Origin of the sequence: Allorhizocola rhizosphaerae (genome assembly GCF_003426775.1) — a bacterium.
Classification (GTDB): domain Bacteria; phylum Actinomycetota; class Actinomycetes; order Mycobacteriales; family Micromonosporaceae; genus Allorhizocola; species Allorhizocola rhizosphaerae.
The window spans coordinates 1-16,461 of sequence record NZ_QJUG01000189.1 but is presented as its reverse complement, the minus strand read 5'-3'; the positions used below and the strand labels follow the sequence as shown (position 1 = coordinate 16,461).

Annotated in this window: 16 protein-coding genes; all 16 read left to right on the top strand. The window is 68.9% G+C overall.

Annotation, left to right across the window (positions count from 1 at the left end; translation table 11 throughout):
- Window positions 1-128, top strand: a 128-nt coding sequence (locus DM816_RS45980) for an integrase core domain-containing protein (RefSeq protein WP_162907721.1), incomplete at its 5' end; no start/stop codon positions are given.
- Between the two features lie 22 nt (window positions 129-150).
- Window positions 151-645, top strand: coding sequence for a hypothetical protein (locus tag DM816_RS31110; protein WP_117213945.1), 495 nt, complete (start codon window positions 151-153; stop codon window positions 643-645).
- 789 nt (window positions 646-1,434) lie between these two features.
- Window positions 1,435-2,316 (top strand): hypothetical protein, encoded by an 882-nt coding sequence (locus DM816_RS31105; RefSeq protein WP_162908023.1) that lies wholly within the window; start codon window positions 1,435-1,437, stop codon window positions 2,314-2,316.
- Window positions 2,313-3,089, top strand: a complete 777-nt coding sequence (locus tag DM816_RS31100; RefSeq protein WP_117213943.1) for a hypothetical protein — start codon at window positions 2,313-2,315, stop codon at window positions 3,087-3,089. Before DM816_RS31105 ends, DM816_RS31100 begins: the two co-directional genes overlap by 4 nt.
- Before the next feature lie 17 nt (window positions 3,090-3,106).
- On the top strand, window positions 3,107-3,523 hold the full coding sequence (locus tag DM816_RS31095; RefSeq protein ID WP_117213942.1) for a hypothetical protein: 417 nt from the start codon (window positions 3,107-3,109) through the stop codon (window positions 3,521-3,523).
- Entirely contained in the window at window positions 3,520-4,506 is a 987-nt protein-coding gene (locus tag DM816_RS31090) for a hypothetical protein (protein WP_117213941.1), read from the top strand. Before DM816_RS31095 ends, DM816_RS31090 begins: the two co-directional genes overlap by 4 nt.
- Window positions 4,503-5,699, top strand: a complete 1,197-nt coding sequence (locus tag DM816_RS31085) for an OmpA family protein (protein WP_117213940.1) — start codon at window positions 4,503-4,505, stop codon at window positions 5,697-5,699. The genes DM816_RS31090 and DM816_RS31085 overlap by 4 nt, the downstream gene beginning before the upstream one ends.
- A gap of 4 nt (window positions 5,700-5,703) precedes the next feature.
- Window positions 5,704-8,028 (top strand): protein kinase domain-containing protein, encoded by a 2,325-nt coding sequence (locus DM816_RS31080; protein ID WP_117213939.1) that lies wholly within the window; start codon window positions 5,704-5,706, stop codon window positions 8,026-8,028.
- A gap of 46 nt (window positions 8,029-8,074) precedes the next feature.
- Window positions 8,075-9,415: a hypothetical protein gene (locus DM816_RS31075; protein WP_117213938.1), complete on the top strand. Its 1,341-nt coding sequence runs from the start codon at window positions 8,075-8,077 to the stop codon at window positions 9,413-9,415.
- A complete protein-coding gene (locus tag DM816_RS31070; RefSeq protein WP_117213937.1) occupies window positions 9,412-11,412 on the top strand; it encodes an AAA family ATPase in 2,001 nt (666 codons plus the stop codon). The genes DM816_RS31075 and DM816_RS31070 overlap by 4 nt, the downstream gene beginning before the upstream one ends.
- Window positions 11,413-11,418: 6 nt before the next feature.
- Window positions 11,419-11,973 (top strand): FHA domain-containing protein, encoded by a 555-nt coding sequence (locus DM816_RS31065; protein ID WP_117213936.1) that lies wholly within the window; start codon window positions 11,419-11,421, stop codon window positions 11,971-11,973.
- A 14-nt stretch (window positions 11,974-11,987) separates the two neighbouring features.
- Window positions 11,988-13,175, top strand: coding sequence for a hypothetical protein (locus DM816_RS31060; RefSeq protein ID WP_117213935.1), 1,188 nt, complete (start codon window positions 11,988-11,990; stop codon window positions 13,173-13,175).
- Window positions 13,172-13,852: a 4Fe-4S single cluster domain-containing protein gene (locus DM816_RS31055; RefSeq protein WP_117213934.1), complete on the top strand. Its 681-nt coding sequence runs from the start codon at window positions 13,172-13,174 to the stop codon at window positions 13,850-13,852. Before DM816_RS31060 ends, DM816_RS31055 begins: the two co-directional genes overlap by 4 nt.
- Before the next feature lie 77 nt (window positions 13,853-13,929).
- Window positions 13,930-14,181 carry a hypothetical protein gene (locus tag DM816_RS31050; protein ID WP_117213933.1) on the top strand — a complete coding sequence of 84 codons (252 nt, stop codon included), beginning with the start codon at window positions 13,930-13,932 and terminating at the stop codon, window positions 14,179-14,181.
- Window positions 14,181-15,893: a ThiF family adenylyltransferase gene (locus DM816_RS31045; protein ID WP_117213932.1), complete on the top strand. Its 1,713-nt coding sequence runs from the start codon at window positions 14,181-14,183 to the stop codon at window positions 15,891-15,893. The genes DM816_RS31050 and DM816_RS31045 overlap by 1 nt, the downstream gene beginning before the upstream one ends.
- A partial coding sequence (locus DM816_RS31040; RefSeq protein ID WP_162908022.1) for a hypothetical protein occupies window positions 15,877-16,461 on the top strand: 585 nt, incomplete at its 3' end. The genes DM816_RS31045 and DM816_RS31040, both read left to right, overlap by 17 nt.

The window sequence follows — 16,461 nt, the reverse complement described above, 5'->3', positions numbered from 1 at the left end:
CAGAGGACTGGCGAATCGAGTACAACACGTACAGACCCCACGGCTCGCTGGACGGCCTCACCCCCGAGGCGTTCCGTCAGCAGTGGATCAACAACCACGAAGAACTCTCATCGGTTGTGGACCAATAATCGGGGTCCAGTCACTAGTCCAGTGGGTCTGACCAATGATCAGCGTGACGGGCTCAACATCGCTTTAAACGAGGCGATCTGGCTCAATCTGGCAATTGATGTAGAAACCTTGCACATGATGGCGACGTTCGAAGTGCTTACGCTTCGCATTGACGGCTCGTCGCATGAGGACACGATCGCAACGCTGATCCTCAACGGCGTGAGCCGTGTTGTGGCGTCTTTGCGCAACGGCTGGTGGAACGACCCCCAGGCTTCCATCGAACCGCTGGAACTGGCCGACTTCGACGCTGCCGTCCGAAGCTTCGGCGGTTGTCCCGTCAATGGCTGGGAGTTCATCGACCTGCCCGGAAGCATTGGGCCGACTGGCGCGACCGCCTCAGCCTCGACTTGCACTTGGCTGGCGGCCCGGCCGAGCATGTCATGTAACTCTTCCAGGAAGGCGGCAGCGTTCCTCGGCACCTCGATGTTCGAGTTTGGTTCAGCCCGCTTCACGTCGCAGACGGCGCCGGTCAGGTAATCCCGTTGCAGGAGTTCATCGAAGATGGCGTTCGCTGGTGGGATGGCCTGTATGCCGGCGAACCACGCACTGGCGGCAAAGGCATCGTCGCTGGCTGACCAGGGGTCGATGCGACGGACCGAGGCAGCCTGGAAGACGCCGCAGATCTGGTCGGTGCCCATCACCGCTCACTCCGTACGTGCGGCAACGTGTCGCACGTCAAATCGGAATAGCTGAACCCTTATCGCCCGCCTCTACGACGGTAAGTCTTGGCGACTTACCGTCGCTCCTTATCTGCACGCTGTGCGTTGAGTTCCCATCCCTTGTCGGCGTCTGCCTGTCCATAAGCCATCGAACACTGTCATCGAATCGGCCGTAATGCCTACCGGCAACATCGTGCACCGATGGCCTCACCACCTCACAGGCCGAGCGGCAACCATGGTCCCCGTCACCCTCCCCGGCGGGACCACCATCCCCGCGGGGTGAACTGGTCGACGTCGCGGTCGGAGTGACCAATGTGGACGCGGTCGCGGTCGGTGCCGACCCGATGGCGATTTGCCCCACCGGCCGCCTGGCCGAAGGCGCCGATCCGGCGGGACTCACGTCCGGGGATGGCCCGCACAAGTGTTCCGGCGCGCCCACATCGCGGTCCAAGAGTCGGGATCTTCCTGGGCAAGCTGTTCGCCCTTGACGGCCTGATCCTCCGCATGCCGCCGCAAGCCACCATGAAACCAGAGATATCGGGGGCACGAACTCCGCGACATGATCGTCACTCTCCCTCCAGACTGAACGGCGTGAGCCTGTCCGTCAGTGACGGTTGTGGCATCCACCCATTGGCCTCTTTCGGCGCAGGTGACGATCGTGGTGGCCGCCGCGGTCCTGGCGATCGTCACCGTTGCCGTCACGATCAGGCGTGGCCTGCGCCGACGGCGACTGCATCGCTTGCTCATCAAGGAATCGGTCATCCAGCTGTGCGCGTATCGGGCCGAAGAACCGACCGGGGTCCGGCGCACGCATCGGGACCTCGTCCGGCTCATCATCAGTCTGGTCGCGCAGGCCCGGGTCCTCAACGATCCGGTGCGCCCACAGGTGCCCGAGCGGCCGGGCAAGCGCAACCCGATCAGCGGGGTGCTCGTTGGCGAGGCGGTCGCCGAGGATCTCCACCGGGCTCTGCTGGCGTTGACGCGGACCGAGCCCACCCTGCCCGCCCTCGATATCCCGGACGTCCCGGATATCAGGGCACGCGGCCCCCTCCACTCGGTCCCCCACCTGGACGAGATCGCGCCGCTGGACGCCGTGCTCACCACGATGCGTACCACCTTGCGTTCACAGGTCCGTCAGGTGCAGATCGTGGTGAGACACGCGGAGCTGCTCGGGTTGATCGAGCAGGAGTGCCGGGATCGGCTGCGGGCAGGGTTGTCGGAGGTGGTCGCCGCGGACCGGCAGAGCGAGAAGTTGTCCGCTGCGGGGGACGCGGTGGCCGCCACGAAGGTGCTGACCGAGATCGTCGTGCCGGTGCCGCAGGACAGCCTTCCCGGTGAGGGCGCGCGGCGGGACCTGGACGAGCAGGCTGTGGTGCTGACCGAGATCGCGACGGCGTACCGGGAAGTTCTGGTCGACTGGTGCCTGGAGGCCCTGGAGCGCTGCGGACCGGCGGTTCCGGCGTCGCGGACGGGCCAGGTGGCCACATGAGCGCGCGGCGGCAGGACGCGGATGGGGACTCGCTGCCGTACGTCCCCGAGGATCGCAGGAGCGATACCAGGCACGGCCGGCAGGACGGACGCAAGCAGATCCCTACCTATACAGACCTGTTCGACCTCACCGATGAGTCGGCCAGGGTCAGCACGCCATACCAGGAGCAGCTTGTCAGCTGCGGGCTGGTGCGGATCAACGAGGAGTACGAGGCCTTCGTACACCGGACCACCGGTCTGCGGCAGCAGCTGGCGCGATCGCGTGAGCAGCTGGAGGGCGCCGAGCAGGCTGTGGCGCGGGCGCGCGACGACCTGGCGGCGGCCGGCGCACAGATCACCGACACGGAGATGTTGCCGCGCAACCATCAGGAGCTGGCGCTCACGGATGAGATTCTGCTGCGCAGCCGGCGGGAGATGATGCGGGAGCGGCGCATCGCCGCCGCGCATGCGGAGCACGAGCGCCGGATACAGGTCGCTGACCGGTGCCGCCAGGAGATCAAGGAGACCTGCGCGCGCATCGATCACGAGTTCGCGGCGGCGCAGGCCGCGGGCAGGCGAATCGGCGATTACTACGTTTTGCGCATCGCCACCTACTGGGATGCCTTGGTGCAGAAGCATCCTGAGGGCCGCCACCTCGCATCGCGGCTGCCGGCGATCCTGTCGTCCTTGCCCCCATGGGTGGACGGCACCTGTGTGGACGGGGTCATCACCCTGCCACCGCCCCTCGAACCGTCCTATCAGGACAACAACCATCCGGAGGCGATGCCGGCATGAGGATAAGGCTGCCTGTCATGACTCCGCTGGTGTTGCGCGGGGTGGTCAAGCGCCTGCGCAAGTTGGAGGCCCAGCGGCCGCCGGTGCTGCGTTTCGAGAGCATGCGTCCTGAGATCCACCGACTGGTGGAGCGGCTGGCTCCATCTCATTCGGACCGTGAGGTGATCGCGGCGGTGGACGCCTTCATCGCCGGCAGGATACAGGAGTTCTGGGCGGACGCGACGCGCGACCACAACCTCACCACCGCGCAGCTCAACGAGCTTGCCACCCAGGTACGCGCCTACGTGCAGGAGGTCGAGCGGCTCAACGAGGACGTGCGCAGCCGGTTCGTCGACATGAACGGCGCGGTGATCCACGCGCTAGACCGCGTCACCAACCCGGACACGCCCTTCTTCGACCCGATCCCGCCGCACACGACGGAGGGCCAGCGATGACCGGGCCGGCAGGACAGATCGCGCAGGGCGGCCGTGCGCGGGGCAACCAGCGCCGCCGGGTCGTGCACGGGGACGTTTCACAGATCGCCGGCGCATCGAAGATCAGCGCCGTGCTGTGGGTGGTCATGCTGGCCGCCGTCGGCGTCGACCTGGTGACCTTCTACCAGGTGCTGGTGCTGGTCCTCGATGTCGAGGAGTGGATGGTCCGGGTCGCGGTCGTCGGGTTCGCCCTCGTGGCCCTGACCCTGTCCTACTACGCCGGTCTTCAGGCCAGGCAGGCGGCCAACCCCCGCAACATCATCGGGTCGGTGACGGCCGGTTGGATCGCCGCCGGGGTCTGGCTGGCGCTGGGCGTCGCCGCCTTTGTCGCGCGGTACGTCATCAGCCTGCCTTCGAGCGCCGGCAAGTCGACCTTCGTCGCCGACGGCGTCACCACCAGCACCCTCGCCGACAGCGCCGACGCCACCTCACAACGCTTGGGAGCACTGCTGTTCCTTGTGCTCTATGTGGCGACCGGTGTGGTCGCGGCACTGCACGGGTTCTTCCGGCCCGAGCCCGCCGTCAAGCAGTACCGGCGGGCGCTTGACCGCAGATCCGAAGTGGCGCGTCTGCGGGCGCGAAGCGACGCCCGGCTGGAGTTCGCGCGCCAGACACTCGAATCCATCGAGCAGGCACGGCAGCGGCACGCCGAGACCCTGCGGCAGGCCGAGAACCAAAGTCGCATGATCGCTGAACAGCTCAGAAACGAGGCGGTCGCGGAGCTGTCGGGCTTCCACCGCCGCATGCCCAGGTCCGAGTCGCCGGGCGTCCTTTACGGCACCCCTCGCTATGCCGCCCCGGGCGGCGCACGGGGTGCCGCGGTCGGCCGCGCCGATGTGCCGGAGCCCAACGCCGCCGACGATCCGACGTTCGACAACAACCTGCTCGGTTTAGAGCCGACCCAGGAAATCCCCCGGTTCACCACGGAAGGACCCCACCGATGACCATCAATCTGGTGCGTCAAGCGCGCCGGCTGCGCGGTTTGGCCGCCGCCGTCATCGTCGCGGCGGCGGCGAACGCGTGCGAAACCCTGCCGCCCAACGGACAGGAACCGGCGTGGAACCTGACCTGCCCGGTGCAGGCCGGTTCGGCCGTGACCCTGGTCGTCGGCGCCCGAGCCAACAGCCCTCGCACCCGGGTGCCGGACGAGGTACAGGTGCTGCTGCGGGCGGCGGCGTTGCAGGGCCAGAAGGTGCAGGTGATCCGGGTCGACGGGGTGCCGACCGTCGCCCTGACCGCGACGTTCCAGACTGAGGGCCGCAACGACCAGATCCGGCGCCGGGACCTGGAGAACTTCCTCACCCAGACCGTGCAGTTCGTCGCCAACCTCCAGCCCAAGCAGCCGGAGGCGGATCTGCTGGGCGCGCTGACGCAGGCGGGCCAGGTCACCCCGGAGAAGGGCACGATCGTCGTGATGGACTCCGGTCTGGTGACCACCGGGCCGCTGAGCTTCCGCAACGCTGGCATGTTCGGCGCTCGGGCCGACGACGTCACCGCGTTTCTCAAGGCGCAGCACCTGATGCCGGATCTGACCGGGCGATCGGTGCTGTTCGTCGGGCTGGGCGAGACCGCCGACCCGCAGCCGGCGCTCAGTGGCGAGACCCACGACCAGGTCGGCGAGTTGTGGCACACGGTGGCCAAGAACGCCGGGGCGGTCTGCGACGGGGATCTGCGCACCGCGCTGACCCGCACCGCCGTGTCGGCCGCCTTCCCGGTCACGGTGGTCACACCGCCACCGGTCCCCGCGTTCGACCGGTGCGGGACCACGGTGCTGCCGGACAACAGCCCGGTCGGGTTCGTCGTGGGCAAGGCCGAGTTCCGCAATCCGGCCGCTGCCACGACATTCCTCGACTCGCTTGCCAAGGTCCTCGAAGGCTACAACCAGCAGATCATGCTGACCGGGACCACCTCTAGCGAAGGGTCCGACGCGGCCAACCAAACCCTGTCCGAGCAGCGGGCGGCGGCGGTCAAGGCGGTTCTGGTCCAGCTCGGCGTGGCGGAGAGCCGCGTCAAGACGCATGGCGCGGGTGAGAAATGGCCGGGCCGCGAGGTCGACATGACCAAGGATGGCGTGCTGATCCCAGCGGCTGCGGCGCGCAACCGCTCGGTCGTGGTCGAGCTGAAGTGTCCCAAGTAGCGTCATGACGACACCAGACAACCAGCCCGCAGACGGCGGTGACCTCACGCGCCTGGACCCGGGGCGGCAACGCCCCGAGCAGGAGAGGGCCGATGACATCACCGAACTGGATCCCGGACGGACCCGGCCGGCGGCGACCGGTGGCCCGACCGTTCCGGAAGGGCTGCCGGCAGGGCTCGATGTACGATTCAAGATCACTCGGGTGATCCGGCGGGGTGCAGCGTCGGCCGTGTACGAGGTACGCGAACGCGCCACCGGCACCGAGCGGGTGCTGAAGATCTACCAGGGCGACCCGCCCAGCGACGAGGTGTGGGCGCTGCTGCGCCGGCGCGACAGCCGCCACCTGGTGGAGGTCTTCGAAACCGGTTTCGAGGATGGGTACCCATACGAGGTCATGGAGTACCTGCCCGGCCGGAGCCTGACGGAGTTGCGGGAGAGCAATCCCTCCGGTTTGGACACCGCCGACCTGGAGGAGATCGTCCGGCAGGTGAGCCAGGCGCTGCGCCGGTTGCACAGCCAGCGAATCGCGCATCGTGACATCAAGCCGGCCAACATCGTGGTGCGTTCGCTGTCGCCGTTCGAGATCGCCCTAGTCGACTTCGACCTGAGCCGGCGCGTGCGCGGCCAGACGGAAATCCTGGCGGACAGCTCTGGCACGACGCGTTATATGCCACCGGAGTTCATGAGCGGCTCGATGCTGTCGCTGACCTACGACTGGTGGTCACTCGGCATGAGCGTGCTGGAGCTGACGACCGGACGCCGCCTGCTGGAGGGCGTCGAGAACGATGCGTCCATCCGCGTCTATGTCACCAGCGGGCCGATCGGGCTGGAGGCGGTCTTGAATCTACGAATCCGGCTGCTGTGCCAGGGTTTGCTGGCGCAGAACTGGCACACCCGCTGGGGTCTGTCGCAGGTCGAGCGGTGGCTCAACCACGAGGAGGTGGCGGCTCCGGTCGAGATCCGCCAGGTCGACGACGAGCTGCGCGAGACCACCGAACCGTTCGAGTACGAAGGCGTGGAGTATCGCCACCGCCGCCCGCTGGCACTGGCTCTGACCGCCACTTGGGCCAACGCCGTACGAGCCTTGTACGGCAACGATTCACAGCTGCTGGAACGGCTCCAGCGGTGGATGGACGGGCTGCCCCAGCTGCCCCCGATGCCGCAGCCGATGCGCCACGACGAGCCAGCCGACGTGCGCCTGCTGCGGCTCGTGCGCCACCTGTCGCCGCAGGAGCCGCCGGTCTACCGCGGGCTGAACATCAGCTGGCGCATGCTGCCCGACCTGGCCCGCGACGCCGCGCGAGGCGAGGGCACCCTGCCGGTCATAGTCCGGCAGCTGTGGTCGTTCAACCTGCTGCGGCTGCTGGAAACCGGTGCGGCGTCAGCGGATCTGGAGGGCGGGGAAGGGCTGGCCGACGTGCGGCGCCGCTGGGCGGCGCAGGTCAGCGTGTGGAACGAGACGGCACAGACCCTGCCGGACGCGCGGGCCAGGGCGATGCTGACCGGCCCCAACCCGATCGCCGGGCAACTGCTGGGCCGCAGGCGTGATCGCACCTGGGAAGACCGCATGCTGGCGCTGTGTCTGTTCGCCGCGACCGCCAACGACGAGCAGCGGGAGGCGATCGCGCAGGAGGTGCGGGCCTTCGCCCGCCGTGCACGGCTGGACTGGTACGACGCCCTGCTGCGCCGTCCCGACGGCCTCTGGCCCGCATACCGCCTGCGCGACTATGCCCAGGAGTGCGCCACCGAACGTGACGAGCAGGAGCGAGCCGCCGCCCGGCAACGGGCGTGGCAGCACCGCCACCGGACTCTTCGCGAGTGGTCGCGGCGGCAGAACCGCCCGCTGGCGCTCTCCTGGGCGGTGGCAAGCATCTTCGCCATGACAGCGATCTGCGCGCTGCTGATCGGCGTGAGCGACCTGGCGGGGGTGGCGCAGGACGCCTCGATCGTCGACGCCTGGCTCGCCGCGATCCTGGCCGCATTGGTCGGTCTCACCGCTGAAGCCTTGCTGGCGTGGGAGATCGGAGGCCGATTCCATCCGGGATACTCAATATTGGGCGCGGGTTTGATAGCCCTGGGCCGGGCGGCTCGCTCCATCGCGGGCCGCGGGATCGCCCTGATCGTCGCTCTGGTTGTGCTGGGTGGTGGTTACGCGTTGACCGCGTATGCCCCCGCCGTCACCCCGCTGGCGGCGGGCGGCGGCGTGCTCGTCTGGACGGTCTGGCGCTACCTGCGGTGGCGCGTGGAATCGCGGCGTGAGGAGGAGGAGATCGATCGGGCCGCCGCCGAGCAGGCCGCTCAGGCCGTGGCGGTGGCACCGTCCGCGTAGGCGCAACCGTACACAGCGTCCGTCAAATCCAGATGAGGAGGATTTCATGAGTGGTGGAGCAGTTCTTTTCCTTCCGGCCGGTGCTGTACTGGCGGCCGGTGCGGCGGTGGTGGTGGGCGCCGCCGCCGCGGCGTTCCTGATCGCCCGTGCGGCCAACGGCGCGGCCGAAGGCGCGGTGCGCGCGATCGGCGATTACGGTGCGGAGCTTGAACGACAGGTCGCAGGGCAGGCCAACGCCGAGCTGAACTCGGCGCTGTGGAGCGCCCTCGCCGCGGACGTCGTCGAGCTCAATGCCCGCATCCGCATGTTCAAGGAGCGGACGGACCGTGCTGGCGCCGCCGTCACCCTGCCCGAGCCGATGAGCATGGCCGGGCGCTCCACCGGCGAGGTGGTCAGCTGGCTTTCCACCGCCGCCGGCATGCTCACCGTGGCGCAGCAGGCGATGTACGAGGTGGCGATGCTCCGCAACACCATGGAGCTTCCGGGCGCGGCGACCACACCGAGCGCCACGGCGAACGCGTTCGCCTGGACGGCCGCGGCGCTCGCCCGCCACCAGGAGACGCTGCGCAACCGCTACACGCGCGGGACCACTGTCGCATCCGTGTCCACAGCGGATAGCAGCGCGATCGAGGCGGCCCTTGCCGGTCTCGACCCGGATGCGAGTGAAAGCGACCACGCCGAGGTGCTGCGCCTGGCGGCCAAGGCCGGCGGCGACGACCCGCGCGAGGCCGCCTCGTTTTTGCTGGAACTCGAACTGAGCATCGAGGCGACCAACGCGAAGCTTGCCCGCAGACGCCTTGCGGCGCAATGGCTCAGCGCTCTCGAGGACCCGATCGTGGCCCGGGTCGACCCGCCGGCTCCCCTGCTGGGCACCGCTGCCCGGCTGCACGCGGTCGTCATCGGCGAGGCCGACCTGACGCCCGCGCTGCGCAGCGAAGGCCTCGAAGCTGTCGAGTGGGCCGCCGAGACGACCCGCCAGCACTTCGTACGCGAGACCGTCCGCCGGTGCCTCACCGAGCAGGGTTACACCGTGGAGGAGGAGTTCGACGTCAGGCACCACGCCGGGCTGCGGATGAGCCGGACCGACTGGCGGGGTGAGAACAGCGCCAAGGTCTGGGTGGACTCGGAGGGTCTCGTGCACGGACGGCTCTATCGCCACGTCGATCAGTTGCAGGGGGATGAGGCGTTGCTGCGCAACCGAAGCCGCTGCGACGAGTTCAACCGGAGCCTGACTGCGCTCGGGCAGACCCTGCAGGCCGAGGTCCGCGTGGACTCCGACCGCCTGCCTCAGTATCTGGCGCCGGCCAACGCCGCCGAGCTCGGGACCACCACCAGCAGCATCACGATCGCCGCGCCGCAGGTGCACCACCGGCAGGTCGGGTCATGACCGCCCCGGAAACGCTGCTGCCTGGGTACCCCTCCTTCGTCAAGGAACTGGTCGGCACGCTCGCGGTGCACTCGCAGTATGTGTTGCACGGCAACGTGCGCGACCAGTTCCTGGTGGAGCCACCCGGCCAGCTCCCGAAGCCGACGACGCTGACCCGGCTGCTGTGGGAAGCCCTTGAAAGCAGCGATTATCAGGCCTTGTTGTGTTACGACCCGGTCGACGGCATCAGCGTGTACCCGCCGCAAGCCGTGGCGGCCGGGCAGCAGCTGCTGGGCAGCCGGGCCATCGGGCGGCGGCCGTCACTGGACCAGCTGCGCGGCCACCTCGGGCGGGTCGCGGGCATGGCGGAGATGCCGCCGCCGGAGAGCGGCGGCACCGACCCCGGACCGCCGCAGGGGCAACAGCAACCCCCGCAGCAGCAACAACAACCCGCGGCGCTGGCCAAGCGCAGGCACGAGAGGCCCACGGTCCGTGCCGCGTTCGTCCTCGACTACGCGGCCCGGATCATCCGCACCCCGGGCCAGCTCGAGCTCAACGAGCGGGACTTCTTCCTGTACTGCCAAAAGCTCGCGCTGACCGCCGACCCAATCGAGGTGGGCGGCCGTCGCGGCGCCCTCTTCAACCCGATCATCTGGATCGTCGAAGGCGAACGGGACCTGCCAGCCTGGTTGACCACCGGGGTCGAGCCGATCCGGACCATCGCACTGGGCATGCCGACCCTCGACGACCGGGAGAAGATGGCCCGCGCGCTCATCCCGTCGCTGCCCGGCTTCGCCGAAGCGGCCGGGGAGATGGCCGGCGACGCGGTTGCCGAGTTCGCCAAGCGGACCGACGGCATGACGTTGCGCTCCATGCAGGAGGTCACCAAGCTCGCCCGCGACCGCGGCCTGGGCATCGACCGCGTCGCCGACGCGGTCCGCATGTACAAGCTCGGCGTCGAGGACAACAAGTGGAAGCACGACAGCGTGCGCCACCAGATCAACCGCGGTCAGGAACTTATCCGCGAGCGGATCATCGGCCAGGATCGCGCGATCGACAAGACCCTCGACATCCTCAAGCGTGCGGCGCTGGGGCTGTCGGGCGCGCAGGCCACCAGTACGGTGTCGCGACCTCGCGGTGTCCTGTTCTTCGCCGGGCCCACCGGCGTCGGCAAGACCGAACTCGCCAAACAGGTCGCCGAGTTGCTGTTCGGCGACGCCAACGCCTACCTGCGCTTCGACATGAGCGAGTTCGCCGCTGACCACGCCGCCGACCGGCTCATCGGTGCGCCACCCGGTTATGTGGGCTTCGAGGCCGGCGGTGAGCTGACCGGTGCGGTGCGGCGCAACCCGTTCCAGGTGGTGCTCTTCGACGAGATCGAGAAGGCGCACAAGTCGGTGCTGGACAAGTTCCTCCAGATCCTGGAGGACGGGCGGCTCACCGACGGGCAGGGAATCACCACGTACTTCTCCGAGTGCGTGTTGATTTTCACCTCGAACCTGGGGGTCTCCGAGACCGACCCGCAGACCGGCGATCGGCGACAGCTCGTCAAGCCCGGCATGCCCTATCCGGAGCTGGAGCAGACCGTCAAGACCGCCGTGCGGGACCACTTCACCGACAAACTCGGCCGGCCGGAGCTGCTCAACCGGCTGGGCGACAACATCGTCGTCTTCAACTTCATCACTGCAGAGGTCGCGCGCCGAGTCTTCGATCTTCAGGTACGCAACATCGTCGCGAAAGTCGCCAGGGAGCTGAGGATCTCGCTGGAGATCACCGATACGGCGCGCCACCAGCTCGCCGCGGCGTGCACCGTCGACTTGCCCAACGGCGGCCGGGGCATCGGCAACCTGCTCGAGAGCAACCTCATCAACCCGTTGGCGCGCTTGCTGTTCGACCGCGACTGCCAGCCGGGCGCGCGGGTGGTCGTCACCGACGCCCGCGCCGGTTCGGTCACGGCCGGGCCGCAACTGGAGGCGTACATCACCGAAGGCGTCCCTGTCCCGGCGGACCGGCGGTAGGCACCGATGAGCCAGGTATGCACGATCTGCGGGCCGCAGCGCCTCTTCCCCGACGACGCGCTGATGTGCGACATACACATCCGCTCGCTCGACAGCTATGAGCCGGAATCGGCACCGGAGTTCGGACCGGACGCGATGCCCGCCGAGCCCTTGGCGCCGGCCGCCCCCGACCCGATGCTGGCGTGCTGGAACTGCGGCGCCCGGCCGCATCCCGGCAACGACGAATGTGTCGAGTGCCACCGGACGCTGACCCCGCCTGCGCTGGTGATCCGGTTCCGCGACGGCAACGTCGAGGTCGAGCTGGGCAGCCAGGTCGAGCTCGGCCGGCATGGGCACCACGGCCGCCTGTTCCGCTCCTTCGGCAACGTCTCGCGCCGCCACGCGGTCGTCGGGGTCGACGCCGACGGCCGGGCCTGGATCGAGCCGAACCCGACGCCGAACGGCACCTTCGTCAACCAGCGAGAGATCGCACCATCGGTGCGCCGGCCGCTGGAGTCCTATCAGGTCGTCCGGTTCGCCCTGCACGCCGAGGGCACAGTCATGGTCTATTCCCACAGCTGAGCGAGGGCATAAACATGTTGCAGCGCATCATCTCCCGCTGGTGGCTGGTCTGGGCGACCTTCTTCGGCGTGGACGCCAGCCGGCTGACACCCCTGCCGGTGCCGGTGGTCAACCCGCGCCGGTCGGCGGCCGAGCTTATCGCCGAGGCGGAGGTGCGCGGGGTCGCCGACGCCCGCGCCGCCAACTTCGACCACTGGTCTTTCGGCAGCCCGCAGGAGCCACCGTCCGATGTGTACGATCCGGCCTACATTCGCAGCCTGCGGCACCAAGGCGAGGCGGCGGTCGCGGCGTTGCACGAGTCGCACCGGCTCACCGGCGAACGCGTCGCGCCGCTGCGCGAGATGCGCGACGAGCAGGCCGCGCGGATGAACGATGCCCGAGCCCGCATGGCCGAGCTGGCCGTGCAGGACCGCGCCCTCGAGGCGCTTCGGCTCGACGACGCCGCGATCGCCAACACCGGCAATGACACCAACAATGGGAATGACACCAACAACAATGACGCCGAAGCGCGGTGGGAAGGCGAGAGCCAGCCGCTCGGGCTGCCCTGGCGCCTGCTCATCCTCGCCGGCCTTGTCGCCGCCGAACTGCCGGTGCAGTTCTTCATCTTCCCGCGCCTGTTCGCGACCCCCGACGGCGATCTGGGCCGGTGGATGGCGGTGCTCAGCTCCGCGGTCGTCGTCGCGGCGCCGTTCATCGCTGGACTGCTGATCCGCAACCGTCAGGCCACCACCGCGGAACGCCGTATCCTCCACGCCATCCTGGTCCTGGCGATCGGGTGGCTCGCGGTCATCGCCCTGCTCGGCGGGGTCCGCGGGCAGGCCCTCCAGACCGAGGCGAGCCAGCGGCTGCACCTGACGCAGGTCACGATCGTGGTGATGTTCGTGGCACTGCTGCTTGTCATCGGCGCCATGGCGTTCATGCTGGGCTTGGCCCGCCGCCACCCGTTCCAGGAAGCCTATGTGCGCCACCGCAACCGGCGCAGCCGCTTCGACACGCTGATGCGCGCCTCGGCGGCCAGGATCAATCCCGCGTACGCCGAAACCGCTGGCGCCGCACAGATCCCGGAGGAATCCGTGCGGGCGGTCCGGGAGGCCTATACCGCGGCGGAGGATGCGTATTTCGACGCTCTGACCCGTACCGTAGGCGATCCGACCTTCACCGAGGCGGTCCAGCAGCGCCGGGGACTGCGGAGCGCACCGTGAACCCGGCGAGGACGCTGCGGGTCAACCGCACCCACTTCCCGGTCAAGGTGCTGGGGCCCGGAACCCGTTGGGGCATATGGGTGCAAGGCTGCCCGCTGGCGTGCCGGGGCTGCATGTCGCTTGACACCTGGGACGAGACGGGCGGCGTCGAGGTCAGCGTGGAAAGCCTTGCGGTGGAATGGGCCGAGGCGGTGGACGCCGGCGCCACCGGCCTGACGCTCAGCGGCGGCGAGCCTTTGGTCCAGCCGGAGGCGGTCGCCGCCCTGCTCGTCGCCGCGGACAGGGTACGCCGCAAAGCCTCGCGGGAGTGCGACATCCTCGTATACACAGGGTTCGAGCTGTCCGAGCTGAAACCCGAACAGCTGCGGGCGATCGAACACGCCGACGTGCTGATGACCGGACGGTACAACGCCGCGGCGCCGACCCGGCTGCTGTGGCGTGGCTCGGCCAACCAGCGGATGGTGATGCGCACACCGTTGGGCCGGCAGCGGTACGCCGGCTATCAGAACCTCGTCCCCGACAAGCCACCGATACAGGTACAGGTGGACGAGAGCGGCGCGTGGATCGTCGGCGTGCCCGCACCGGGAACCCTTCCGCGCCTTGAGCGGCAGCTGCGCGACGGCGGGCTAGGCACGGTCCAGGTTAGCTGGCGGCCCTCGCCTCCGGAAGTGGGCTGACCCCGGCCTCCGAGTGCCGTGCTGTCCGTCAGTTGGCGAGTGACGGTACGAACCCCGCGGGAATCTCGGAGGAATCAATGAACACCATCACCTTTCGCAACGCGCTCACCGACATGAACCAGCAGGTTCCGGTGCAGGCCGGCCAGACCGTCCGGCAGACCGTGGAGTCGAGCGGGTTTATCGCTCCCGGCAACAACTTCAGCGTGCGGGACAAGGATGGCCAGATCGTCGACGAGCAGCCCGCCGACCGGTTCGTCGGCCAGATGCTCTCCGTCGGCCTGCCCGGCGACAATGTCGTCGGTGGCGGTGCCGTCGGCGGTGCTGCCTGATGTCAGCTGCCGACCGGTACTCCCGCCAGCGTGGCCTGGTGGTGCAGGATCTGATCGCCGATGCGCGATTGTCGGTGTACGGCACGGGAAAGGCGCTGCCGTACCTGCTGCAGTGCTTGGCGGCGTTGGGGTTCGCGGCCAGGCACGGCCGGCTCCGGCTCTGCCTGGCCGATCGCGAGGTGCTCCCGGCCGATGTGGCGCACCAGTTCCTGCTCCGACCCGAGGATGTGGGCGGCAGGTTGGGCGCCGCTCTGGTCCACCGGCTCAGCGCGGTAGATCCGGCGATCGCGGTGGACGTTGATCCGCTGCCACTGGACGGCATGCGGATCGCGACCCCCACGGCGGCGGAGGTCGCGGCGATCGCCCGGCAAGGCGATGTCGCGGTGTGGGGGCAGGTCCTCCCCCTGTCAATCCACATCGGACCTTCGCCGGTCGAGGTGCCGGATGACGGGCCTAACGTGCTGACCGCGGCGCTCGCCGCGATCAGCGGTGGCCTGACCGCGCAAGCGGTTCTCGGCCTGCTGGGCGCCCTCGTCCGGGGACCGGCTGTGCTGTCGAGCTGGGTCGAGGAACGGCTGTGGGTGAGCTATCCCGGCATCGGCCGCAGAGCCACCTTGGCGAACACCGATGCCCCAGCGCTGCGCGGGCTCCTCGATCCCGACGACGATGGCTTCGAGATCATCGTCCACGGGCGGGCGGCCGACGCTCGGGTCACCGCGATCGTCGACGGTGACACGGTGGTGGCGAGCGTGCCGCTTGGCCCCGAGGCCGTGGTCGCCGGACCCGGCCGGGCGGCGGTGCGGCCGGTTCATCGCGAGCCGATCGCGGCGCCGACCATCGACTGGTCGCCTTTGGCGACGGGCGATGTCGTGCTGCCCGAACGGCTCCCGCAGATCCGGCTGGTCATGTGCGGGGCCGGTGCACTGGGCAGTTGGGCGTCGGCGACGCTGGCCGCCACCCCGGCCGACGGGACGGTGGAGCTGTGCGTGGTGGACATGGACGACACCATCGAGGCGCACAACCTCAACCGGCAGATCCTCTTCGACCTCGAGGACGTCGGCCTGCCCAAGGCGCGCCTGGCGGCGCAGCGTCTGACCGGGATCAACCCCATGGTAGGAACACGTGCCCTACAAATGGTCATCGCACCCCAGCACCGCGACGCGTTGATCGGCGAGATGGCTGATCAGGACTACATCAGCGATCCCGATATCGCCGCGCAACGCATGCGGCTCAAGGAACTCCGCGAACGCCTGCGCGAGGCCGACGCAGTGCTGTCCTGCCCGGACAACCAGCAGACCCGTTGGGTGCTCAACGTCGTCACCGAGAGTCTGGGCATCCCGCTGGTCAACGGGGCGGTGGACGGGTTCGTCGGGCGTGTGCACGTCTGCGACCCACGCGACGACGGCCGCTGTCTGATCTGCTGGCTGGGCGCCTCCATCGCCCGACAGCCCGAGCGCCGCTCGTGCACCGACATCCTGGGCACCGCACCCGTGCCGGCGATCGTGACGAGCGCGGCCGTCGTCGGCGGCATACAGACCGCCGCCCTCATCGCCCTGCTGACCGGACACGCCAAAAAGGTGGGGCGCTTCCACGCGCTCGACGCCGCCAGGGGCGAGCTGACCGGATATCGCGCCGCGGACCGGGATCCCGTGGAATGCCCAACCCATTTGCTTGATGCCGAGGAGATGATGGCCCGTGCCAGTCACGCGTGAGGAACTCCGTGCGGCCGCCGGAATGTTCACCAGCCTGCAACCATTGTCCAACGACCGCAACGGTCACATCAGCGCGATCTCGGTGACGATCAACGGAATTGAGGGCTCGTCGCAGCGGGCCACCCGTTCCGTACCGTACCGGATTCTGATCTCGGTGCAGAACCTGCAAGCGGAGCTGCCGGCGATCTGGATCGCCTCGCCACCCGACAACCAGATCCGCCATGTCAACATCTTCCGGGCCACGCAGGTCTGCCCGTTCACCGACACCAGGCTGCCCACGCTGTGCTGGGGTCAGACGCCCAGAGCCTCGCAGGGCGCGTCCACCGCCGACCGGCGGCTGGCCAACCAGCTCGAAGCGGTGCGCCAGGTCCTGTCCAACGCGAACACCTCAGCCCAGCACGCTGAGATGGGCATCACCGACGCCGCGGTTACCCGGCTGCGGTCGGCATACCCGGACATCGGCGTGATCGCCCGGCGCGCGGCGCCCGGCCAGCGCACCGGCCTGCTGGGCCGGCTGGACGCGCGGCTCGGCCAGCGGGCGCTGCCCGTTGGCGAGCCGCCCGGCCCG